Source organism: Pseudanabaena sp. lw0831, assembly GCF_016584665.1.
In the GTDB taxonomy this organism is placed as follows: Bacteria; Cyanobacteriota; Cyanobacteriia; order Pseudanabaenales; family Pseudanabaenaceae; genus Pseudanabaena.
Genome location: NZ_BBJB01000016.1, coordinates 46,631 through 68,632, shown reverse-complemented (window position 1 = coordinate 68,632; position 22,002 = coordinate 46,631). Strand labels below are relative to the sequence as shown.

The following is a 22,002-nucleotide window of genomic DNA, read 5'->3' as shown; positions in this document are numbered from 1 at the left end:
GATAAAAACAAAAAAATATTTGCCGCTTGTCAGTGGTGATGTGGGAAATCGAAAACATGGGAAATTTTGGCAGTTGGCTAATTAAGCTGGGGCAAAGTTGTTTACTGATCGGACAAATCATCACCCATGTTTTGATCTATCGCCGCTTCCATTGGCGTAACACGATCGAGCAAATGTCAATAGTTGGTACAGAGTCATTGCTGATTACATTAATTACGGCTTCCTTTGTTGGGGCTGTATTTACAATCCAAGTGGCGCGAGAATTTATTAACTTTGGTGCACAACAAGCGATCGGTGGGATTTTGGCGATCGCCTTAGCTCGTGAGCTAATTCCTGTACTGACAGCGGTAATTATTGCGGGACGCATTGGTTCAGCGTTCGCGGCAGAAATCGGCACGATGCAAGTAACTGAGCAAATCGATGCGCTCTATATGCTGCGAACAAATCCTGTGGATTATCTAGCAACCCCTCGTGCGATCGCCTGTTTATTAATGCTGCCTATCCTCACAATTTTGGGCTTTTTAACTGGTATGGCTGGCGGCTTATTTCTATCTCAAGCCATGTACGCTATTCCCTACAACATGTTTCTTAATTCCGTCCAGAATTTACTCAAGCCTTGGGATTTAATCGCGGCGCTAATCAAATCTAGTATCTTTGGTGTGTTGATAGCAGTGATCGGTACGACTTGGGGATTGACAACCACAGGTGGCGCAAAGGGTGTGGGTGAGTCCACCACCACCGCCGTTGTTACGGCTTTACTCGCTATTTTTATCAGTAATTTCTTCCTGTCATGGGTTTTCTTCCAAGGTATTGGCTCTAGCCTGACTGGTTCATAGTGCTGAAAGAGTTTGCTCAAAGTCTTGTTATGTTAGGTTTAGATTAATTAAAACAAGTCGGCAAAAAATTATGACTGCAACACTTGTCAAACCATCACTGCTAATTCATGAGATTTACGTTGAGAAGGTTGGGAATCTCAGTTTATTTAGGTTTAGCGATCGCCTACAGGATCGGATGGAGTCGCTTCTAGAGAAAAGAAAAGTGGAGCCGCTTTCTGTTGAAGAAATTCCAGAGTTAGAAACCATTAGCGAACTAGATCGGATTTTTACTCATATGAATGCAATGCTTGCTGCTCAAAATGTCAATTCCTGATTCGATAAAGCAAATTGTTCGCGAACGGGCAAAATTTGTTTGTGAATATTGCCATTCACCAGAGCGACTTAGTGCTTCTCGATTTACGCTCGATCATCTCATTCCTGTATCGCTAGGAGGCTCAGATGATGTAGATAATCTTGCGCTTGCTTGCCGCCGTTGTAATGAGAGACGCTATAACTTTGTTGAGGCGATCGATCCCCAAAGTCAGGAAGTTGTGCCAATTTTTAATCCTCGCAAGCAATACTGGTCAGAACATTTTGTTTGGACAAATAACAGTACTGAAATTAAGGGGATTACGGCAGTTGGTCGGGCGACCTGCGATCGCTTCGATCTTAACGATCTCAGATATCCTCAAGAAGACTCGATCCGCGCCACAAGATTTTTTTGGATTCAAACAGGGTTGCATCCGCCAGATGGTGATTTGTGTGAGGTTTAACTAAATTGGATTTATAAGAGGATGGTCAACTTTGCAGCATGGTGATCGAACACGCTAAAGAAAGGGTAGGTATTCCAGAGATTGATTATCAACAGATTGCTGCATAAAAATTGTTGCTATCAATCAAGACAACTGAATATAATCAAACTTTACAGACAAAAATAAATATTGAATGAATATGGAAAGTTGTAACACTTGGCAATGTGTAAATAGCTTTGCTCCTTGGATAGCTGCATTTGGTAATATAACTATCTCTGGACTTGCATATTGGTTATCTGTAAGAGATAAAGTAATTCGTGTAGATTCTAGATTAAGTATTGCTCAACTCGCAGGGAATGATCCGACAACACTTAATCGCTGGGCTTATCAGATTAGTTTTATAAATATAGGAGCAAGACCTGTAACTATTACTTATTTTGAGTGGCATCATAAATCACATCCATTTGGAAGACTTCAAAGAAAAATGACATTTCCTCATATGGATCAAAGGTTTTCTCTCTTATGTACAAAATTTCCAGCTAAGCTAACTGATGGAGAACAAGGTCAGGTATTTCATCCTATAGATTTCTTTAAAAGTATGGATAAAAGTGCTGACTTCTTATTTGCAGAGAATGCGTTTATAGCCTTTTATAGAATAAGCACATTCAATATTTTTTTAACAACAAGTGTTGGGAAAACCAAAAAAGTTAAAATTACACGGGGATTAAGGAATGAAATCTGGAAGCAATACAAGGGGATTTCTACAATTCCCGTATAGAATTCGAGTGATCTTTGAACAATTTGATTGATGAGCTGATCGCATTGCTTTAATTTTTGATGAATAGGCGATCGCAGCTTGGTGTTTTGACTGATAGTGCGATCGCATTGTTTTATTTTTGATGAATAGGCGATCGCTTTGATAGGATTTGTTATGCTCATTTTGATCAACTATTTATCTAGGGATTTGTATAAAACAATTGTGAAGTAACACATTTTTCACATTCAGTAAAAAACTGTAACCCACTTTTTCTAATCTTTTCGCGATCGCCACAGGACGGACAAATATTTTTAATCGCCGTATTTTTACTACAATCGTTACATTTGAAGAAGTAACTATGAACATATAGAAGTGACAGATCTGGGCTTTGGCAATGTGAGCAAGTGTTTGTTAAAGCTAATTTTACGGATTTGGCGACTGACTTAAGTTTAATGTCTGGCTTCTGAACTTCGCTAGGTACAACAGAAACAATCTTTTTCTGTAGAGATGCTGGTTTGACTGTTGCGATCGGTTTAGAGGTTGAAGGATTTGGGACTGGTGAACTGATAGGAGCAGAGCTTCGTGGCGTACTATTCATATCAGGCAAAGAAGACTTAACTTTTGATGGTTTATGATTTGCCAACAAAAAGCTACTAATTCTTGGTACTTCATCCATGTCAAATAGGTAAGCAGATTTTAGACTAAAGATTAATAAGCTATCAATTTTGCGATATTCAGACACAATTTCCCTAACCTTATCAGCAATTTGATCGGCTTTGCATACAGTATTTAGCTTGTCATTCTTGGGACGATTGATAATGCCAGAATCAGAAATTGCAACTAATACATCGATAGGCATTTTCGTAAAATGTGCTCGTCTTCCCAAAATTGGTTTGTTACGCAAAGTCTCAACATGAGTTTCTAAATATTCTTTGAGAAATTTTCCCTGTCTCTGAGCTTGCAAAATGGGTGAAGGCATTCCTTGCCAAGCATTATTAAACCAACGTTTCCACTCGCCGAATTCATTTACCTCAACGCGAGTTGTGACGGTTTTGCTCTCAATGATTATCATTCCATAGCGATGAAGTACTAAATGATCGATCTGACAAGCATCCCCTGCTTTTTCAAAACGCAGATTATTGAAAACTAGAAACAGTGGATCATCTTTAAATTCTCGGTTGAGATAAAAAGCTAACTGAGATTCCGCACGGTATCCCGCTTGTTCAAATTTATCAGTTGTTTCAATTCGATCAAGTTCTTTAATAATCATTACTTTCTTGAACCCCCAAAATACTTTTTAGCTTTTAACACAAAAAAGGGTGGATGCGCTTCGCGCATCCACCCTTTTTTAATATTTATTCGGCAGATGCAGCAGCAGCAGTACGTGCGGCGGCGGCTTCGTCAGGGTGAATACCCAAACGAGTTAGGTTAAAGCGTCCACGATTATCAACTTCGCGGATCTTAATCAAGACTTCATCGCCAACGGCAACTTCATCTTCCACTTTGCCCACACGACCTTCTGCCAACTGGGAAATATGAACCATTCCTTCCTTACCAGGGAGGAACTCCACAAATGCACCAATCGGAATAATGCGAGTGACCTTACCGAGATAGACATCACCCGAACCGACGCGGCGAGTCATATTTTCGATGATACGCTTAGCTTTAAGTGCGCCTTCGCCACTCATCGATGAAATCATCACTGTGCCATCGTCTTCGATGTCGATCTTGGCTCCAGTTTCCTCAGTGATGCCCTTGATGTTCTTACCACCAGGTCCAATGATCATACCGATTTGTTCAGGATCGATACGAATTGTCAGCAATCGTGGTGCATAGGGTGAAAGCTGAGGTCTAGGTGCAGAGAGCAATTCCAACATCTTGCCCATGATGTGAGCGCGACCAGTCTTGGCTTGCATTACTGCCGAGCGGACTGTATCCATGGAGATGCTAGTGATCTTCATGTCCATTTGCAGGGCGGTGATGCCTGTGTCAGTACCCGCAACCTTGAAGTCCATATCGCCAAGGAAATCTTCAATGCCTTGGATGTCAGTAAGAATGCGAACTTCATCGCCTTCCTTAATCAATCCCATCGCTACTCCGCTGACTGGCTTGGTGATCGGTACACCTGCATCCATCAGCGCAAGGGTAGAACCACAGACTGAACCCATCGAGGTAGAGCCATTGGAAGACAAGACTTCCGATACTAGACGCAGAACATAGGGGAATTCGGCTTTAGATGGCAGTACGGGCAAAAGAGCGCGTTCGGCTAAGGCTCCATGACCAATTTCGCGACGACCAGCGGATCGCATTGGTCTAGCTTCACCAACCGAGTAGGGCGGGAAATTGTAGTGGTGCATATAACGCTTTTTCGCGTCAGGATGCAAATCGTCCATTTCCTGTGCATCACCAGGTGTGCCAAGGGTTGCGATCGTCAAGACTTGGGTCAAGCCACGATTAAATAAACCGCTACCATGCACGCGAGGAATCACACCCACTTCTGTCCAGATAGGGCGCACTTCGTCAAGTTTACGACCGTCAATGCGAACGCTCTGCTCAATTACCTGCAAGCGCATCAGCTTTTTGGTGAGTTCCTTGTAAGTAGCACTAATCACTTTTTTATCAGCAACCAGCTTCACAGGATCTTCATCGGGCAAAGCTGCGATCGCAGCTAAAAGCTCAGCCTTAATAGCATCAAGGTTGGCATCGCGCACATTGCGATCTTTCTCACAACTTGCTACAACTTGAGCAACTTTATCTTTGACCGTATTGGCAATAAAGTTTTCCAAGGTGGAATCGGTTTCGGGATTGACGATTTCTGGCAGTGCAATCCCTAACTCTTGTAGCAAATCAATTTGAGCTTTGATTAGTTCGAGTACGGCTTCATAACCAAAGTCGATCGCTTCGATCATGTCGGCTTCTGGCAATTGGTTTGCGCCTGCTTCAACCATAATGATCCCTTCGGCAGTACCTGCAACTACCAGATCCAGATCCCCTGCTTCAACTTCTGCATAGGTGGGATTAATGATAAATTCATCGCCAACTAGACCAACACGAACGCCAGCCATTGGCCCCATGAATGGTAATCCCGCGATTAGTGCTGCAATCGATGCACCAGTCACTGCTAAAACGTCAGGTGGAACTTTTTCGTCGATCGCCATGGTTGTAGCGACGATCTGCACATCATCACGCAACCAATTGGGGAACAAAGGACGCATGGGGCGATCGATCAAGCGGCAAGTGAGAGTTGCTTTTTCGGGGGGACGACCTTCACGACGTAAGAAACCACCAGGAATACGCCCTGCTGCATATAGGCGTTCTTCATAATCAACAAGCAGTGGCACAAAATCAACACCGTCACGAGCAGGACCTCTGGTCGCTGTCACTAATATTGCTGTCTCTCCACACTGGACTAATACTGAGCCGCCAGCTTGGGGTGCAAACGTGCCAATTCTTAATTTAATTTCCCTGCCATAAAAAGGGATAATTTTTGTTACGGCTTCCATCTATAATCTACTTCCGTTTTGACTTTTTTCTCGTTATATATCACGCAATGTTAGCACTGATGTAGTATGGTCTGCCGTTTGTTAAGTATGATCGCTGCAAAAAATGAAGATATGCGCTTTGCAAGTACCTCTGGTTACCCTTATGTGAGATCGCAGTAAAATAAAGAACAAATTTTTTGTGACATAGGTTCGCCATGCCACAAAAAATTTGTTCTTTTAGGGTTGAACGCATGTTAAAAATTAAGAAATTTAAGGATTGTTAGGCACTTTTAATTATTAAAATAGAGTCAAGAAAACAAAAAATTCTTGAATTCGTAATCTAATATCCGAATTGCAGTGCTAGGTAGGAATTATGTTTAAAACTGTTTTATTTCCTTTAAACAGAAGTCAAGAAACCCGCCAAGCTGTGGCTGTAGCGATCGATCTGATTCAAAAATATCAAGCGCAGCTATATGTGCTATCGGTTGCTGATCCTGAGGCCACTGATAGCGATCGCGAATCTTCTCAAGAATTGATTAAAGAAATAGAGGCTTACTTTGCGGAAGTGGGCATTGTGGTTAAGACCAAAATAGCTGAGGGTAAAACTGCTTTTGTGATTTGTGATTTTGCCGATGAAATTAATGCTGACTTAATTGTGATGGGTTCAAGGGGAATGAGCCTGACCGAAGAGCATCCTGACGGTAGCAGTGTCAGCCAAAAAGTGATTAATCTTTCGCCTTGTCCTGTATTAGTCGTGCCGTAAAAATGCGACGCTTCGCGAAACCTTAAAATTAAAGTTTCGCGAAAACCCGTAGTTGCCATTCATGAATGGCAACTACGGGTTTTCGAGGCTAAGAATTTGGTGAAGTGCCAAAGATGTCCATTCAATATCAGCTTCATTGTTGGATTTGCCCAGTGTAAGGCGAATACTATTTCGGGCTTCTGTTTGCGAATAGCCCATTTCTAACAGGATCGAACTTGGCTCGATCGCCCCGCTACTACATGCCGAGCCAGAGCTGATGGCAATACCAGCAAAATTCATTTCGCGCACAAGGTGGCGACCATCGATATATCGATGATAAAAGCTGAGGTGGTTAGGTAATCTGTCGATTCCCATTATACCTGTGGGAATCAGATCGGGAATATCCGCAAGTAATGCGTATAGGCGATCGCGCAACTTGGTTAAACGTAAAGATTCTAACGGTAATTCCTTTTCGGCAAGCTCGGCAGCTAGACCGAAACCTGCGATCGCGGCGACTGCCTGAGTGCCTGAACGGTAGCCTCGTTCTTGTCCGCCGCCTTGAATTAACGGGATTAGCGATCTCTGCTTAGTCGTCAGAGGATTAATATATAGCGCCCCGATTCCTTGAGTTCCATAAAACTTATGTGCCGAAAGTGAGAGCAAATCAATTGGTAAAGTTTGCACATCCATGGGCATCTTGCCGATCGCTTGCACCGCATCGGTGTGGAATAGGACATCAGCATTACGACAAATTTGTCCTAGTTTCTCAATCGGTTGAATCGTCCCCACTTCATTTTGGGCAGTGATGATAGAGACAAGTACGGTATTAGGACGTAGCGATCGGGCGAGATCCTGCGGTTCTACCCAGCCTTGTTGATTAACAGGTAATCGCGTAATTTCCCAGCCATGTTGTTCGAGATAATGGGCTGGCAAGTGCACTGCCGAATGCTCAACCGAGGAAATAATCATATGCTGCGGTGTGCGGTATTGCCTTGCAATTCCCATGATCACCATATTGTCTGACTCTGTGCCGCCTGACGTGAAAATAATCCCTTCAGGATCTGCATTGAGCAAACTTGCTACTTGCAAGCGCGATCGCTCAATCGCCATAGTTGCACGTTCGCCCCACCAATGCAGGCTAGAAGGATTTCCCCATTGCGATCGCAACACGTCCGCCATCAAGTCGATGACTTCTGGTCGTGTAGGAGTTGTTGCAGCATGATCTAGGTAAATTTGCATAAAATAATTTTATCTTAATCACTCAAAAACAGAGGAGGCTCAAAGCACCTCCTCTGTTTTTAAGGGCATTTTTTTAGGATAGCGAAAACAGCTTAAAAGCATTGTTAGTAGTTTCTAAAGCTAGCGTCGCTAACTCCACTTCCCTTAACTTAGCAACACTCTCAGCTACATGCAGCACATAGGCTGGTTCGTTGCGCTTGCCGCGTTTCGGAACTGGCGCGAGAAATGGACAATCGGTCTCCACTAAGATGCGATCGCTTGGCACAATTTTGGCGGACTCATGCAAATCATGAGCATTCTTAAAAGTGACCACACCACTAAAGCTGATATACATCCCCAAATCAACAAACCATTGCGTCTCTTCAGGATTACCAGCCCAGCAATGCATCACGCCGCGAATAGGCTGCTGAGGTGATTCTGCATTGATTTCTTGCAAGACTTGACGGGTAGCAGCCGAGGCTTCGCGAGAATGAATAATGACTGGCAAGTTTAGAGATCGCGCCGTGCGAAGTTGTGATTTAAAAGCTTCAATCTGAGCCTTTTTATTGTCAGATTTAAAAAAATCTAAACCCGTTTCGCCGATCGCAACAACACGGCGATCGCTAGTTGCTAAAGACTTGATGCGATCGCCAATTTCAGGATTCCAACCTGTCGTATTTAAGTTTTTGTCTAGGGGATGTAAACCAACTGCAAAACTTACCTCAGGAAATTGATCGGCGATCGCTTGAATTTGCGTAAATTCATCGGGACTAACACAAGAATGCACTAGTCGAGTTACACCATTACTTAGCCAGCGATCGCGAACTGCCTCAAGATCGGGTTGAAAATCCTTGAAGTTAATATGTACATGTGTGTCTACTAGTTGCATAAAAAGAAACCCTAGAAATCAGAATCACATCGAAACTCACAGAGCATAAAAACAGCGAGAAAATCAAACACTCCCCCACAAAGCAGTATTAATCTTCTCGCTCAAATTTGCCGATCAAATCATCTGTATAGTCGAGACCTAAATATAACTTGTCGCCTAAAATTTTACTTTTGACAATTAACTTTTAATCTTGATCTTCTCTAACAGAGACTTAATATGTATATTTACTTACTCTGCCTTATCTTCCGATTGCTCATTACTCAACTGGATTAGATGAATGTGCTTGTATCCAAGCTTAATTTCAAACTCGTCACCTTCATTCAAACCCATCGATCTTGTATAGGTAGAACCAATCACGATTTGCCCATTTTTATGAACGCTAACTCGAAACGTAGGTTCGCGACCGCGTCCATCCTTATTCTGTTCAGGATTAATTGCAAATCCTCTAGCAGCAAGCACTGCTTCATAAAACTCTGTCAAATTAACGCGATCTACTCCATCTTTCCCACGAGTGAAATACCCGCATTTTTTAGCTTGCTCGCGCTTAGGCAAGTTATTTAGCTCTTTTGCTTTTTGAAGAAGCGCCTTTCCTGTTAAAGGAGAAGTTACAGTGTCTGTCATAGGATTATCAGAAATTTCAAGATTTCAAAATTGAAAATTTATCTCTAAAAATAGAAGAAAAATTAGCAAACCGTTGGATTTTAACCCACATTGAATTGCTTTCTTATTGTCGTACATTTTTAAACAGGTTGGACAAAATATTCGATGATATTTTCAAATATTTTTTAAATTCTTTATCGAATTTGAAAAAATATACTTAGTAATTTCATGGTATTTTGGCAAATATATGGAAACACGAAATAAATACCTATAAGATTTGACTTATCTATTAGCCCGAATATTTTAACAAGAATTCAGATAGCTGTTTTCAAATTAATTGCCACTCACATCTGAATCAAGATTATTTTGTCCGATCCTAGACAGTGCCATCTTTGAAAATAAGCAATGAGAGAATAGTTCTAATCGTCTTTTTCTTAAAAACTCATACTAATTAAAGTTATATTTCTTCCCCCATATAGGTGATTTATAGATTCTAAGATCTATAAATGTCATAGCCTTTCTAAGGATCGTAATTTAAATAACTTGCAATAAATAAAACCCAATATTGGGTTTTATTTAATTTGCGCTCCTAAGACAGTTGTGAGGTTTTCGATTTGTTAAGAGGTACAACATTGTCCAAAGGCTCAATAAAGCAAAATGTACATCAAATGTTTCTAATGTTTCCAAATAAAATAGACTTTGCGTTTATTGTGATTAATCATTATTAACAGAGTAAATTAAGTAACTAAGCAAAATTAAAAAATCAGAGCCAAAATCTATACTGCCCGCCACGCGGGCGGTATAGATTTTGGGGTTTTATATTTAATTTTGCTTAGCTACTTATCGTCATATATTCTGGTGTCAAGCATTAATTTGGACATTAGTTTGGGATAAGGCTTGGCTTATGCTAAGTTGTTACCCCAAACGCGAAAAGCATTTGCAATATTTTTGATGGAGTAAGGGTATGAGCGCACAGGATCGAGTCCCCGTAGGTATTATTGGCGCTTCGGGTTATGGGGGCATCCAATTGGTCAGACTGCTCCTAGAGCATCCATTGGTAAACATTACTTATATGGGTGGGAGTGGTTCTGTAGGTCAAAATTTTGCCGATCTATATCCGCATATCGCCCATGCAGTTAACTTGCCCATCGAGAACCTTGAGCCTGAGGCGATCGCAGATCGTTGCAAGATTGTTTTCTTGTCATTACCAAATGGTTTAGCCAGTAAAATCGCGCCACGCCTATTAGCTAAGGGCTGCAAAGTCCTCGACCTATCCGCAGATTATCGCTTCACTGATCTACAAGTTTATGAATCTTGGTACAAGGAGGCGCGGACTGATGCTGAGGTTAATGCCAAGGCAGTTTATGGATTGCCAGAAATTTATCGCGATCGCATTGCTACTGCTGACCTAGTTGGCTGTGCGGGTTGCTATCCAACTGCTAGTTTGTTAGCTTTACAGCCTTTGCTGAAGCAGGGTCTAGTTGATCCGAGTACGATCATCATTGATGCTAAGTCTGGGACATCGGGCGGTGGTCGTCAGCCTAAAACTAATTTATTACTAGCCGAAGCGGATGGCTCTCTTGCCGCCTATGGCATTGCTAGTCACCGACATACCCCTGAAATCGAACAGATCTGTAGTGATATGGCGGGGCAAGAGGTGCTAGTTCAATTCACACCGCATCTAATTCCGATGATTCGCGGCATTCTTTCGACTGTATATGCCAACTTACGCGACCCCGGTTTGGTGAAGGACGATATTCTTACTATCTATAAATCTTTTTACCGTAATTCAGAATGGGTGCAGGTTTTACCCAAAAATATCTTCCCGCAAACCAAATGGGCTTTAGGGACAAATCTTTGCTATCTCGGCGTAGAAGTCGATGAACGCACGGGTCGAGTAATTGTAGTTTCTGCGATCGATAATCTAATGAAAGGTCAAGCCGCCCAAGCATTGCAATGCATGAATATCATGATGGGTTGGGAAGAGTCATTGGCTCTGCCAAAGCTCACTTTCTATCCATAGTATTTGTAGTAGGGTGGGCAATGCCCACCCTGTTGTATGGCATTAAATTCTATGAGGTTTAACAATTTTGCCTACTTCCAATCAAGGCATTATGTGCGTCATGTTATGTCAATCATTGACAAGCACTTTTACTCCCATTTTTTTAGTCCGACTAGATGAGCGAACAGGCAACGTATTTATACTTGCTGGAGATAATATAGAAATAGAGATTTATCGTAATGGGCTTTGGAGGTTTTTGTGATCAAGCTTGATTTCAACACAATGACTAAGAAAGAGTTACGCGCTTATGTTATTGGTCATCCTACTGATAAAGATGCGTTCAGTATATTTGTAGATCGCTTCACGCCAAAAGCTTCCTCAGAGACATTTGCCATGCCGCAGTCGGCAACTGAGTTTCAAGAGATTGATCGTTTAATTAAGCAAAAACTAGAGAATTCTCTCTAAAGGATGTGCGGCGCGAAGAGCCGCACGTCCTTATACTACGTATAAATGACAAAAACAGTTAGAAATGTTGGTGAGCAAGGGTTGCTGAAGATATTTCGGCAATATTGCAGCGAGGTAGTTGGGGATGACGCAGCGCCCATGGGAGCAACCTTGCCCGATCGCCAAATGGTAGTAACGACAGATATGTTGATCGATGGTGTGCATTTTAGCGATCGCACCACTAGTCCTGAAGATGTTGGTTGGCGTGCTGCCGCTGTGAACTTATCTGATCTTGCCGCGATGGGGGCTAAGCCTTGGGGTTTGGTCATGTCGGTGGGATTACCCCATGATACCGAGATTGCTTGGATTGAAAGTGTATATCGTGGCTTTAGTGAATGTTTACAAACCTATGGCACAGAATTGGTGGGCGGCGATACGGTGAGATCGCCTGTACGGACTTTATCAGTAACTGCCTTTGGTCAAGTACCGAAAACTCAAGTCATTCAGAGGCATACGGCGCGAGTTGGGGATGTGATCGTGATGACGGGTTTGCATGGACTCTCAAAGGCTGGGTTGGAGCTTCTATTTAACAATGAATTAAAAGAGAAGTTATTAGCTCCGATGAAAATTGGGAATCTGATTCTGTCGGGAGAAGATTTAGTTCAAGCAATCTGTGATTACCATCAACGACCGATTCCCCGTTTTGATGCGATCGCGATTTTACATAAAATTTTCAACCAACAAAATCACCCAACTGATTTTCCTGTTTCAGGAATGGACAGTAGTGATGGATTAGCCGATGCGATCGCGCAAATTTGTCGTGCTAGTAAAGTTGGGGCAAAGCTCTATTGGCGATCGCTACCAATTCACCGAGCTGTAAGGGCTTTGGCAGGCGATCTCGCCTTAGATTGGGTGTTGTATGGCGGTGAAGATTTTGAACTGGTGTTATGTATGCCTTTGTCTTTAGCCGAGAAGTTTGTAAATCAATTATCTGGCGCAGTGATTATCGGTGAGATTATCGATGGAGATCGAATTGACGGGCTAGAAATGCGATCGGCTTTTCAACATTTCAAACCATAAGATTATTTTTGAGAATGTCGCGAAGCAACATTCTCAAAAATAATCTTATTTGGCTAACGCCTTTTCATGTTGTCCTCTTAGTTGACCACAAGCCGCATCTGCTTCAAGCCCTCTTGTGCGTCGCACACTCACCGCAACTTTATAATGTTCCAGAACCTGCACAAAAGCTTGAATTGCTCTTTCGGTTGGGCGCTTGTAATCAGCGTCACTGACAGTATTGTAGGGAATCAAATTAACATGACTTTGGAAACCACGAATTAGATATGCTAGTTCCTCAGCTTGTTCAGGTGCATCATTGACACCTGCCAGCAATGTATATTCAAAACTAATTCTCCTACCTGTGATTTCTACATATTCGCGGCAGTCATCCATCAAGGCAATCAATGGATAGCGATCGGCGGAAGGAATTACTTGGGCGCGAACTTCTTGAGTCGGCGCATGAAGACTGACAGCGAGAGTAACTTGCAGATGCTCTTCAGCAAAGCGGGGGATTTGGTTGGGAATGCCGACGGTGGAGACGGTGATATTGCGCTGACCGATGCCGATGTCTTTATTAATCACAGCGATCGCACCGACTAGATTCTCATAATTGAGCAACGGCTCGCCCATGCCCATAAATACGATATGGCTGACGCGCTGCTGCATTACTTCCTGAACAGTCAGCACTTGATCGATAATTTCATGCTTTGCCAAGTTGCGCCGAAATCCGCCTTTACCTGTGGCACAAAAATCGCAAGCCATAGGACAGCCGACTTGAGTCGAGACACACACAGTTAAGCGCTTACTGGTGGGGATGCCAACTGTTTCGACAATTTCGCCATCGGCTAACTTTAGCAGAAATTTCTCAGTACCATCGCGAGTTGTTTTGTGGAGATGGATCTGCGATCGCCCAATTTCCACAGTCGGATTCTGGGCAAATTCTTCGCGCCAGCCCTTCGGAAACACCGTAATATCTTCTAAACTTCGTGCGCCCTTGTTATATAGCCAGTCATGGAGCTGTTTACCCCGATAGCTTGGTTGCCCTTGCGATACCACCCATTCGGTCAGTTCAGATTGCGATCGCCCCAGTAGTGGTAGGACTTTAGAAGCGGAATTTGGCAGCGTATTAACAGTCATGACAAGGTAGAAAATGGGACGGGTATATTAATTTTATCAAAAAGTTAGAATCGTTGCAGCAGATCAAGCCGTAGAGGTAATTCATGAATTACCCCTACGGTTTGATCTGCTATAGAGTTTATAGATCGGGCATGGCTTACTACAGCTAATTATTAGGTTTATTGATATAGTAAATTCGCATGATATCCGCAGATAATTTATGAAACGTCGTCAACTGTTACTGACATTATTGGGTGTACCTGTAATTGGCTCGTTGATTTATGCGGCGATCGCCAAATCGAAAAACCAATACGAGCCAGTTTTAGCCAAGTCTCCAGCCAATAATCCTCCCGAAAGTAATCCTACTTTTACTGAACCCAGCGAAAAACCATTAGTGAGATTTGCCGCGATCGCAGATAACGGATTTGGTAGTCCTGACCAGATGGCTGTCGCTAAGTCTATGTGGGAAACCTATCAGCAAAAGCCTTATCCCTTCGTACTGATGGCTGGCGACAACATTTATTCCTATGGTGAAATTAGCTTAGCAAAAGCATATTTTGAAGAACCATATGCCCCATTGCTCAAAGAGAATGTGAAATTTTATGCAGTATTGGGAAATCACGACATTATCAAATCGAACAATGGACTCGATCAGATTAATTACAAGCCTTTTAATATGAGCGATCGCTATTATTCATTTACAAAAGGTGAGGTCAACATAGGAACAGTGGAGTTTTTTGCCATTGACACCAATAGCAATGCCCCTTGGGAAGCACAACTAGAATGGCTCGATCAGCAACTAGCAAAAAGCACTGCCCCTTGGAAAATTGTTTATGGGCATCATCCACTCTACTCGTCGGGTAGACATGGCAGCAACCCCGAATTAACCTCTAAGCTCGCCCCAATATTTGCCAAACATAAAGTGCCTCTATATCTTTGTGGACATGATCATGGCTATGAGCGATCTATCCCCCTTGATGGCACGACCTATATTGTCAATGGCGGCGGTGGCGCACCATTATATAGATTTGGTAAATCACCTCAAACCGCTTTTGTAAGTGCGCAGTTTAGCTTTATGACTTTTGATGTCTATCAAGATAAAATTATCACCAAAGCGATCGCCACCGATGGCAAAGTTTTTGATCGCGCCATAATCACTAAAACCATTTAATGTGAAGTGACGTTTCGCGTCACTTCACATTAAATTAGCTAAACCATTAATTACTATGAGCCTTTACCTGTACGCAATTTTGCAAGCCGATCATATTGAGCTAGTTAAAGATCTCGATCTCAAAGGCATGAATGCTCAGCCCGTGCAGTTTCACCCGCTCCCTCCTTTTGCGATCGTCTACAGTGAATCTCAACAGGAGCGATATCTCGCCAGCCGCGCTAACCTAATTACCCACGAAACTGTTTTAGAATCACTGATGAAGGCGATCGATCCACATAAAGCTGTGCCTTTGCCTTTGCAGTTTGGACTAGTGGTTGAAGAATGGGAAGAGGTAGAAAAAGATTTGCTAATTCCTTACGAGGCAAAACTTACAGAACTGATCGATAACTTAATCGGAAAACGAGAAGTCAGTGTCAAACTATTTTGGAATCAAACGGAAGAGTTAAATCTCGCTGTAGCTGAAAATAAAGGCTTGCAACAAAGGCGTGAAGCTTTAGTTGGGAAGGTGCTGAGTATGGATGAAGCGATCGCGATCGGGCAAGAACTAGAATCTGCGATCGAGCAACGTCAACAAATTATCATCGATACTTTTGTGGATACACTCAAGCCGCTATCCGATGATTACGCTGAAGGTGAATTACTCACAGAAAGTATGATTTACAACGGTTCTTTCTTAATTGATTGGGATAAGGAACCTGAATTTGCCGCCGCTGTTGAAGCTCTAGATCTCCAATTTGAGAATCGCCTCAGAATCCGCTACAACGATTTCACCGCTCCCTACAACTTTGTAAATGTAGATCGAGAATAGAGATTGTTGACCCTCCATGATTAGCAGATCACACGATGCGATCGCTTTCATTTGAGCAGTGTTGAGCACAGTCTCATCAATGTCTTCGATAGTGCGATTGGTGCGATCGCGGAATGCAAAAGCTAACCGCTAAAAGCTAATTGCTAGCAGCAATTCCACATAGACTACAATCTTATATGAATTAAGAATTAAGCATCATGTTTCAACCCCAAGCCGCAATCATCGCTGACAGCATTAACTTAACAGGCGATCGCCTGACCACCTTTGTGCTGACCTACCACCGCATGATTCACTCAGAATTCATGACCCATCGAATGCTCAGCAAAAACAGCAGCAGCAGTCGCGCCATTCCCGTCGAGAAAATGATCAAACTCGTCGAGAGTCAAGAAGTTTATCCATTACATTGGGGGAAAAATCAAAAGGGAATGTCTGCCCAAATGGAAGTAACTGAAGCTGAAATGCAAGCAGCAGCAGCAGTTTGGCAAGAAGCTAGACTTGATGCGATCCGTCATGCAAGGCGACTAGTGGATATTGGAATTCATAAACAAGTAGTCAATCGCCTTTTGGAACCATTCTCTACGATTACAGTAATTTGTTCGGGGACAGAATTTCAAAACTTTTTTGAACAGCGCTGTCATCCTGACGCTCAGCCTGAAATCCAATCTCTCGCTAATAAAATGAAGGCTGCCTATGATGCGAGCCAACCGCAGCAATTAGCCGCAGGTGAATGGCATTTACCGCTAATTAAACAAGAAGATATAGACGAAATTAGCGATATTAACGAATTGGTCAAAGTGGCGGTAGGACGCTGTGCGCGAGTCAGTTATCTCAATCATGATGGTGTGCGGAGTCTCGCCGATGATGTGAAACTACACGATCGCCTATTAACGTCTAAACCCGCTCACTTGTCACCCTTTGAGCATGTAGCAAGTGCCCTTCCTAATTCTGAGAAAAGAGCAAACTTCACAGGATTTCAAGCCTATCGATTTGATTTGGAACGGAATAAGCTGTAGGGGAAGTTCATGAATTGCCCCTACAGTAAAATGGGGCTTTCAGGGCATTTTTGCGTAACTCCTATAAATAAACTCCAAGATTCTCAATGTCCCGCACTAAACCAGCTAAGCCTAACAAACAAGGATTTGCCCGATCGCATTCTCCGATCATTTTAAGCGCTTGTTTAATTGTCAAAAACGAAGAACAACGCTTACCACAATGCTTAGAGAGCCTACGATCGCTTGCCGATGAAATCATTGTCGTCGATACAGGATCAAGAGATCGCACCGTTGCCATTGCCAAAAAATATCAGGCGCGAGTATTTCATTTTGAGTGGTGTGATGATTTTTCACAGGCGCGGAATTATGCGATCGCACAGGCAAAAGGTAAATGGATCTTGGTTATTGATGCTGATGAGGTTCTGGAACAAAGTGCGATCGCTACTTTGCAAGAGGTGATGCAACGGGATGATTGTTTAGCCGTCAATCTTTTGCGATCGGAAATAGATGCAAAGCAAGCCCCCTATTCCCTAGTACTGCGTCTATTTCGCAATCATTCTGCGATTAAATTTACAGGGCTATATCATGAATCCATCGATCAATCGGTGGTAGCTTTACAAGTGCAAGAACCTCATTGGCAAGTGCTAAATGTAGAAGTTCCAGTTTTACTGCATTACGGTTATACGGATAGCGAGATTCAACTTAAGCATAAGTATGAGTTTGCTAAACAGTTGATGCATAAGCATTTGGCAGCATTTCCTAATGATAGTTATATGCTCAACAAATTAGGTGCTTTGTACATTAGTAGTCCTCAAGATCGCGATCGCAATTTGGGGATTGAGCTATTACAAAAGGGATTAGCCTTACTTGACGATGCAGAACAACCAAATCTAATTTGCTGTGAGTTACATTACCATTTAGGGCTTGCCTATCACCAAAATGCAGATTGGGATCTAGCCAAGAATGCCTATGAGCAAGTGATTGACCTAGATGTTCCTAACCTTGTCAAACTTTCCGCTTATCTCAATTTAGGAAATATCTATCAAGAACTCCATCAAAAAGAAGCGATCGCATATTTTGAAAAGGCAACTCAAATCGCTCCTAATTTCGCCCAAGGATATTTTAATTACGGAATTGCACTCAAAACATCAGGACGTTTTACCGATGCGATCGCCGCTTACCAACAAGCAATTGCTCTCGAACCGAACTATGCCGAGGCACATCAAAATCTAGGTGTCGTGCTGATGAAAGTAGGCTATTTCCTCGAAGCGATCGCCTCCTTCACAAAAGCAATCCAACTCCATGAGCAGCAACAGAATTATGAAACTGCGGAAATATTGCGATCGGCTCTACAAGAATTTAGGTAAGGGCAATTCATGAATTGCCCTTACCTAAATTCTGCAAGTATTTGATTTGTTCGCTAAGATTTTTAGCTAACAAAGCGCGATTAGGACAAACGGATACACCTGCATTGCGTAACGCCTCAGCCGCCCATGTATTACAGTTAAATGCTGAGAAATATCTCGGCACAGCCGCATAGAAGTTGCTAACTCCATATTGTCCTTTTCCAATTGTCGCTAAGCGATCGCCTTTTTCATTAACAGCAAAAGTCAGTTTGACATAGGCTAATAAATTTTGAAATCCCGCTTCTGATAGCTCTATCGGCAATATAGGAAATTTAAAAAACTGATTAGGAGATTCGGCAAAACTTGCCACATGCATGACGCTATCCGATGGAATAAATACCGCCCTTAGCATCGAGGGAATAGACTGATCGTTGGCAAAATAAAACTGGCGATCGCCCCAACCGACTTCTACATAGGGAGCGTTTTTCCATTCTTCTGCACCGAAGGCTTCTGGCTTTTGTTGCGCCCATGCTAAGCCCGAATGCCAATCATGATGCACAAAATAAATCGTGCGTGTTTTGACATTGGATGCAGGGGGAAATAGACCCGCTGGTGGGCTAGGGCAATAGAAAAAGTAACTGGCGATCGCGATAAAAAACCCTAGTAATATCCCTAGGAAAATGCCGATCTTCTGCTTACGTGTCACGTTGAGATTGGTGTCATCATTTCTTGATTAACTTTTGTACAATAACACCAAACAAAAACCAAAAGAGAGTAGCGGCGCTTCGCGCCGCTACTCTCTTTTGGTTTTTGTTGATTTTTTGTGGCGCGGCTTCGCCGCGCCACAAAAAATTGGGTTTTGTATTGACTATTACACTAATTTAAAGTTACTATAGTGAGTTCGGAATTCCAAAACTGTAAAGCCATGCCGCTACCGATTGTTGCCGTTGTCGGTCGCCCCAATGTGGGCAAATCTACGCTCGTAAACCGTCTGTCGGGAGAGCAATATGCGATCGTCTACGATCAACCTGGTGTAACCCGCGATCGCGTTTATCGCGAATGTTTTTGGGGCGCACATGAATTTCAAGTCGTTGATACAGGTGGACTAGTATTTGACGACGAAACCGAATTTTTACCGATGATTCGCGAACAGGCGGAGATTGCCATTCGCGAATCTGCTGCTGTGATTTTTGTTGTTGATGGTATGGCCGGGATTACCGATGCTGACGAGCAACTAGGTGGCTGGTTGCGTCGGCAAAATATTCCTGTGCTATTGGCTGTGAATAAATGTGAAGGCTCCAAATTTGGACTATCACTAGCCGCAGAATTTTGGAACCTAGGCTTAGGTGAGCCTATCCCAATGTCGGGAATTCATGGAAACGGTACGGGCGAATTATTAGATGAGTTAGTTAAGCATTTACCCGTACCCGAAGAAGTAGTTAAAGAAAGCGACGAAATTAAAGTGGCGATTATCGGTCGTCCTAATGTCGGTAAATCCAGCTTGCTTAATGCTTTCATCGGCGAAAATCGCAGTATTGTTAGCCCCATATCGGGCACAACTCGCGATGCGATTGATATGTCGGTCGAGCGCGATGGGAAGAAATATCGCTTAATTGATACTGCGGGTGTGCGCCGTAAAAAGAATATTGATTATGGCATTGAATTTTTTAGCATTAACCGTGCGTTCAAAGCGATCGGACGTTCTGATGTAGTTTTGCTGATCATCGATGCTCTTGACGGCGTTACCGATCAAGATCAAAAGCTAGCAGGTCGGATTAATGACGAAGGCAAAGCTTGCGTAATCGTGGTCAATAAATGGGATGCGATCGAAAAGGATTCCTATACCATTTACGACTACACCGCCGATGTGAAAAGCCGCCTGATGTTCGTGGAATATGCACCGATTATCTTTGTCAGTGCGGTCACTGGGCAGAGAGTCGAGCAAATTCTTGAACGTGTAGATATAGCATATGAACAACATAAACGCCGCGTCCCCACGGCGATTTTAAATGAAGCTCTTAATGAAGCCGTTACATGGCACGCACCGCCCACCAGTCGCGGCGGTAAGCAGGGCAAAGTATATTACTGTACTCAAATTTCTGATAGTCCACCAACTGTAATTCTGTTTGTCAACGATCCGCATCGTTTCAACGATAACTACAAGCGTTACATCGAAAATCAGTTCCGCAAAACTCTTGGTTTTGAAGGTACACCATTACGATTCATCTGGCGCGGCAAAAAAGATCGCGAAGTCGAAAAATCGAAAAACTCAGCATTGAGATAAGCAAGGGGGGCGCGATGCGCCCCCTTTGTTTGTTTAAGCACTATGACGGTTGTTATGATGACGTTGCTACAGTTGAATAAAGTCAGTAGCATGGAGCACTCATGGAAGAGCGATCGCAAGCGCTGCTGAGCTTAGCAAAAGCAAAGCTATCACGACGGATTGCCTTTTGGATCTTTGTCAGTATTGTTGTTATCGAGGCGATTCTTCTGGTTCCGTCTTATTTTCGGCGTGAACAAGAATTGATCGATCAGGTAGAAAATGTCTCGTCTATTCAAGCAAGATTTTTTTTGCAAACCTCTAAATCGATGCAAACAGAGGCTGAATTCACAGATTTAGCAAAATCAATCAAGCGAGAAACGAATGTCGCAGGATGGACGGTAGAAAATGCCAAAGGTCAACACCTTACTCAAATGGGTGAAGTCCCAAACCTAACCTCTGCCGATGTGCGCGATCAGCCAATCGCTCGGTTTCGCAGTGCCAATGGCAATCGCTACGATGTTGCATGGAATGGCAAACAGCTTGGCAGTGAATACGTATTAATAATTCGCCACAATGTTGAGTTTATTAAGCAGGAACTAGTTAATTATGTATGGCGGATTATTGGTTTAGTTGCCATTATTTCCCTATTTGTGACGGCAAGCACCTTGGTGATTTTGGGGGCGATCGTCATTTTACCAATTTTGAAATTGCGCGAAGATTTAGAACTAGTTACCGATTCGATCAGTCAAGATCAAATGAATTTGCAATTTCATTCAATGTTGACATTGCGAACTGACGAAGTGGGCGATGTCATGACAGCTTTTAATCAGATGTATGTACGGATTATCAAAGAGATTTCAGAACGCAAACGCGCTGAAGCACTGATTCAACAGGAGAAGGATACTTCCGAGACTCTTCTGTTAAATATTCTGCCCTATGCGATCGCCGATCGCCTAAAGCTAGGAGAAAAGATTATTGCTGATGGCTTTAGCGAAGCTACAGTTTTATTTGCGGATATTGTTAGTTTTACAGAGCTATCGGCGAAGGTTCCGCCTGTTAAATTGGTGTGCTTGCTTAACGAAATCTTTTCTGAATTTGATGGTTTGGCGGAAAAATATGGTCTAGAAAAGATTAAAACCATTGGTGATGCCTATATGGTGGTGGGGGGACTACCCATGTTTCGGACTGATCATGCAGAAGCGATCGCCGATATGGCTTTAGAAATGCAAAATTTGATTGGTAAATTTACTAGCGATCTTGGTGAGCCTTTCAAAATTCGAGTTGGCATAAATACGGGGCCAGTTGTGGCTGGGGTAATCGGGATCAAGAAATTTATCTACGATTTGTGGGGTGATGCAGTGAATGTCGCTAGTAGGATGGAGTCTCACGGAATGCCTGACCATATTCAAGTCTCTGACTCAACCTACGCAATTTTAAAAAATAAATATAACTTTACTAATCGTGGCAAGATTATGATTAAAGGTAAGGGAGAAATGCAAACTTACTTTTTAATTAATAAGTTAAAGAACTAATTTTTTTGTGGCGT

General features: G+C 42.7%; 22 protein-coding genes. 15 read left to right on the top strand and 7 right to left on the bottom strand.

Annotation, left to right across the window (positions count from 1 at the left end; genetic code table 11):
• The first annotated feature begins 56 nt into the window (after positions 1-56).
• The 4 genes from APA_RS03425 to APA_RS03410 all read left to right on the top strand — a co-directional run bounded on the left by APA_RS03425 (position 57) and on the right by APA_RS03410 (position 2,345).
• On the top strand, positions 57-836 hold the full coding sequence (locus APA_RS03425; RefSeq protein ID WP_103668873.1) for an MlaE family lipid ABC transporter permease subunit: 780 nt from the start codon (positions 57-59) through the stop codon (positions 834-836).
• A 70-nt stretch (positions 837-906) separates the two neighbouring features.
• Complete coding sequence (locus tag APA_RS03420) at positions 907-1,149, top strand: hypothetical protein (RefSeq protein WP_201320915.1); 243 nt, start codon at positions 907-909, stop codon at positions 1,147-1,149.
• The gene (locus APA_RS03415) at positions 1,136-1,588 is read left to right on the top strand and encodes an HNH endonuclease (RefSeq protein ID WP_201320914.1); all 453 of its coding nucleotides are present in this window, start codon (positions 1,136-1,138) and stop codon (positions 1,586-1,588) included. The genes APA_RS03420 and APA_RS03415 overlap by 14 nt, the downstream gene beginning before the upstream one ends.
• 172 nt (positions 1,589-1,760) lie before the next feature.
• Positions 1,761-2,345, top strand: a complete 585-nt coding sequence (locus APA_RS03410; RefSeq protein ID WP_201320913.1) for a hypothetical protein — start codon at positions 1,761-1,763, stop codon at positions 2,343-2,345.
• Positions 2,346-2,523: 178 nt separating this feature from the next.
• On the opposite strand, the gene APA_RS03405 is transcribed toward APA_RS03410, so the two are convergent.
• On the bottom strand, positions 2,524-3,594 hold the full coding sequence (locus APA_RS03405; protein ID WP_201320912.1) for a nuclease-related domain-containing protein: 1,071 nt from the start codon (positions 3,592-3,594) through the stop codon (positions 2,524-2,526).
• Between the two features lie 85 nt (positions 3,595-3,679).
• A complete protein-coding gene (gene pnp / locus APA_RS03400) occupies positions 3,680-5,827 on the bottom strand; it encodes a polyribonucleotide nucleotidyltransferase (RefSeq protein ID WP_201320911.1) in 2,148 nt (715 codons plus the stop codon).
• A gap of 352 nt (positions 5,828-6,179) precedes the next feature.
• On the opposite strand from pnp, the gene APA_RS03395 reads away from it, so the two are divergent.
• On the top strand, positions 6,180-6,569 hold the full coding sequence (locus tag APA_RS03395; RefSeq protein ID WP_201320910.1) for a universal stress protein: 390 nt from the start codon (positions 6,180-6,182) through the stop codon (positions 6,567-6,569).
• 72 nt (positions 6,570-6,641) lie between these two features.
• Here APA_RS03395 and APA_RS03390 read toward each other — a convergent pair whose 3' ends face one another.
• The 3 genes from APA_RS03390 to APA_RS03380 all read right to left on the bottom strand — a co-directional run bounded on the left by APA_RS03390 (position 6,642) and on the right by APA_RS03380 (position 9,276).
• Positions 6,642-7,787: a cysteine desulfurase family protein gene (locus APA_RS03390; protein ID WP_201320909.1), complete on the bottom strand. Its 1,146-nt coding sequence runs from the start codon at positions 7,785-7,787 to the stop codon at positions 6,642-6,644.
• 73 nt (positions 7,788-7,860) lie between these two features.
• Positions 7,861-8,655, bottom strand: a complete 795-nt coding sequence (locus APA_RS03385) for a TatD family hydrolase (RefSeq protein WP_201320908.1) — start codon at positions 8,653-8,655, stop codon at positions 7,861-7,863.
• A gap of 228 nt (positions 8,656-8,883) precedes the next feature.
• Positions 8,884-9,276, bottom strand: coding sequence for an AbrB family transcriptional regulator (locus APA_RS03380; RefSeq protein ID WP_201320907.1), 393 nt, complete (start codon positions 9,274-9,276; stop codon positions 8,884-8,886).
• 943 nt (positions 9,277-10,219) lie between these two features.
• On the opposite strand from APA_RS03380, the gene argC reads away from it, so the two are divergent.
• The 4 genes from argC (at position 10,220) to thiL (ending at position 12,781) form a co-directional block, all read left to right on the top strand.
• On the top strand, positions 10,220-11,278 hold the full coding sequence (gene argC, locus APA_RS03375) for an N-acetyl-gamma-glutamyl-phosphate reductase (protein WP_201320906.1): 1,059 nt from the start codon (positions 10,220-10,222) through the stop codon (positions 11,276-11,278).
• Positions 11,279-11,345: 67 nt separating this feature from the next.
• Positions 11,346-11,519 (top strand): hypothetical protein, encoded by a 174-nt coding sequence (locus APA_RS25675; protein WP_374101339.1) that lies wholly within the window; start codon positions 11,346-11,348, stop codon positions 11,517-11,519.
• Positions 11,516-11,722, top strand: a complete 207-nt coding sequence (locus APA_RS03370) for a hypothetical protein (protein WP_374101338.1) — start codon at positions 11,516-11,518, stop codon at positions 11,720-11,722. The genes APA_RS25675 and APA_RS03370 overlap by 4 nt, the downstream gene beginning before the upstream one ends.
• A gap of 45 nt (positions 11,723-11,767) precedes the next feature.
• Entirely contained in the window at positions 11,768-12,781 is a 1,014-nt protein-coding gene (thiL, locus tag APA_RS03365; RefSeq protein ID WP_201320905.1) for a thiamine-phosphate kinase, read from the top strand.
• A 45-nt stretch (positions 12,782-12,826) separates the two neighbouring features.
• Here the strand turns inward: thiL and rlmN are convergent, their stop codons facing one another.
• On the bottom strand, positions 12,827-13,897 hold the full coding sequence (gene rlmN, locus APA_RS03360; protein ID WP_201320904.1) for a 23S rRNA (adenine(2503)-C(2))-methyltransferase RlmN: 1,071 nt from the start codon (positions 13,895-13,897) through the stop codon (positions 12,827-12,829).
• Between the two features lie 199 nt (positions 13,898-14,096).
• Here rlmN and APA_RS03355 point away from each other — a divergent pair, with 199 nt between their 5' ends.
• From APA_RS03355 to APA_RS03340, 4 genes are all read left to right on the top strand, one after another.
• Positions 14,097-15,047 (top strand): metallophosphoesterase, encoded by a 951-nt coding sequence (locus tag APA_RS03355; RefSeq protein WP_201320903.1) that lies wholly within the window; start codon positions 14,097-14,099, stop codon positions 15,045-15,047.
• Between the two features lie 55 nt (positions 15,048-15,102).
• Complete coding sequence (locus tag APA_RS03350; RefSeq protein WP_201320902.1) at positions 15,103-15,855, top strand: GvpL/GvpF family gas vesicle protein; 753 nt, start codon at positions 15,103-15,105, stop codon at positions 15,853-15,855.
• A gap of 197 nt (positions 15,856-16,052) precedes the next feature.
• On the top strand, positions 16,053-16,868 hold the full coding sequence (locus APA_RS03345) for an FAD-dependent thymidylate synthase (RefSeq protein ID WP_201320901.1): 816 nt from the start codon (positions 16,053-16,055) through the stop codon (positions 16,866-16,868).
• 86 nt (positions 16,869-16,954) lie between these two features.
• Positions 16,955-18,214: a glycosyltransferase gene (locus APA_RS03340; RefSeq protein ID WP_201320900.1), complete on the top strand. Its 1,260-nt coding sequence runs from the start codon at positions 16,955-16,957 to the stop codon at positions 18,212-18,214.
• A gap of 7 nt (positions 18,215-18,221) precedes the next feature.
• Here APA_RS03340 and APA_RS03335 read toward each other — a convergent pair whose 3' ends face one another.
• Positions 18,222-18,899: a DUF2459 domain-containing protein gene (locus tag APA_RS03335; protein WP_201320899.1), complete on the bottom strand. Its 678-nt coding sequence runs from the start codon at positions 18,897-18,899 to the stop codon at positions 18,222-18,224.
• Between the two features lie 219 nt (positions 18,900-19,118).
• Between APA_RS03335 and der the strand changes: the two genes are divergently transcribed.
• Both der and APA_RS03325 read left to right on the top strand, forming a co-directional pair.
• Complete coding sequence (gene der, locus APA_RS03330) at positions 19,119-20,477, top strand: ribosome biogenesis GTPase Der (RefSeq protein WP_201321017.1); 1,359 nt, start codon at positions 19,119-19,121, stop codon at positions 20,475-20,477.
• A 101-nt stretch (positions 20,478-20,578) separates the two neighbouring features.
• Positions 20,579-21,988, top strand: coding sequence for an adenylate/guanylate cyclase domain-containing protein (locus APA_RS03325; protein ID WP_201320898.1), 1,410 nt, complete (start codon positions 20,579-20,581; stop codon positions 21,986-21,988).
• The last annotated feature ends 14 nt before the right edge of the window (positions 21,989-22,002 follow it).

What these genes read in the sequence shown, in the direction of transcription:
- APA_RS03425 (WP_103668873.1), top strand. Translation starts at nt 57, where the DNA reads ATGGGAAATTTTGGCAGTTGGCTAATTAAGCTGGGGCAAAGTTGTTTA.
- APA_RS03420 (WP_201320915.1), top strand. Translation starts at nt 907, where the DNA reads ATGACTGCAACACTTGTCAAACCATCACTGCTAATTCATGAGATTTAC.
- APA_RS03415 (WP_201320914.1), top strand. Translation starts at nt 1,136, where the DNA reads ATGTCAATTCCTGATTCGATAAAGCAAATTGTTCGCGAACGGGCAAAA.
- APA_RS03410 (WP_201320913.1), top strand. Translation starts at nt 1,761, where the DNA reads ATGAATATGGAAAGTTGTAACACTTGGCAATGTGTAAATAGCTTTGCT.
- APA_RS03405 (WP_201320912.1), bottom strand. Translation starts at nt 3,594, where the DNA reads ATGATTATTAAAGAACTTGATCGAATTGAAACAACTGATAAATTTGAA.
- pnp (WP_201320911.1), bottom strand. Translation starts at nt 5,827, where the DNA reads ATGGAAGCCGTAACAAAAATTATCCCTTTTTATGGCAGGGAAATTAAA.
- APA_RS03395 (WP_201320910.1), top strand. Translation starts at nt 6,180, where the DNA reads ATGTTTAAAACTGTTTTATTTCCTTTAAACAGAAGTCAAGAAACCCGC.
- APA_RS03390 (WP_201320909.1), bottom strand. Translation starts at nt 7,787, where the DNA reads ATGCAAATTTACCTAGATCATGCTGCAACAACTCCTACACGACCAGAA.
- APA_RS03385 (WP_201320908.1), bottom strand. Translation starts at nt 8,655, where the DNA reads ATGCAACTAGTAGACACACATGTACATATTAACTTCAAGGATTTTCAA.
- APA_RS03380 (WP_201320907.1), bottom strand. Translation starts at nt 9,276, where the DNA reads ATGACAGACACTGTAACTTCTCCTTTAACAGGAAAGGCGCTTCTTCAA.
- argC (WP_201320906.1), top strand. Translation starts at nt 10,220, where the DNA reads ATGAGCGCACAGGATCGAGTCCCCGTAGGTATTATTGGCGCTTCGGGT.
- thiL (WP_201320905.1), top strand. Translation starts at nt 11,768, where the DNA reads ATGACAAAAACAGTTAGAAATGTTGGTGAGCAAGGGTTGCTGAAGATA.
- rlmN (WP_201320904.1), bottom strand. Translation starts at nt 13,897, where the DNA reads ATGACTGTTAATACGCTGCCAAATTCCGCTTCTAAAGTCCTACCACTA.
- APA_RS03355 (WP_201320903.1), top strand. Translation starts at nt 14,097, where the DNA reads ATGAAACGTCGTCAACTGTTACTGACATTATTGGGTGTACCTGTAATT.
- APA_RS03350 (WP_201320902.1), top strand. Translation starts at nt 15,103, where the DNA reads ATGAGCCTTTACCTGTACGCAATTTTGCAAGCCGATCATATTGAGCTA.
- APA_RS03345 (WP_201320901.1), top strand. Translation starts at nt 16,053, where the DNA reads ATGTTTCAACCCCAAGCCGCAATCATCGCTGACAGCATTAACTTAACA.
- APA_RS03340 (WP_201320900.1), top strand. Translation starts at nt 16,955, where the DNA reads ATGTCCCGCACTAAACCAGCTAAGCCTAACAAACAAGGATTTGCCCGA.
- der (WP_201321017.1), top strand. Translation starts at nt 19,119, where the DNA reads ATGCCGCTACCGATTGTTGCCGTTGTCGGTCGCCCCAATGTGGGCAAA.
- APA_RS03325 (WP_201320898.1), top strand. Translation starts at nt 20,579, where the DNA reads ATGGAAGAGCGATCGCAAGCGCTGCTGAGCTTAGCAAAAGCAAAGCTA.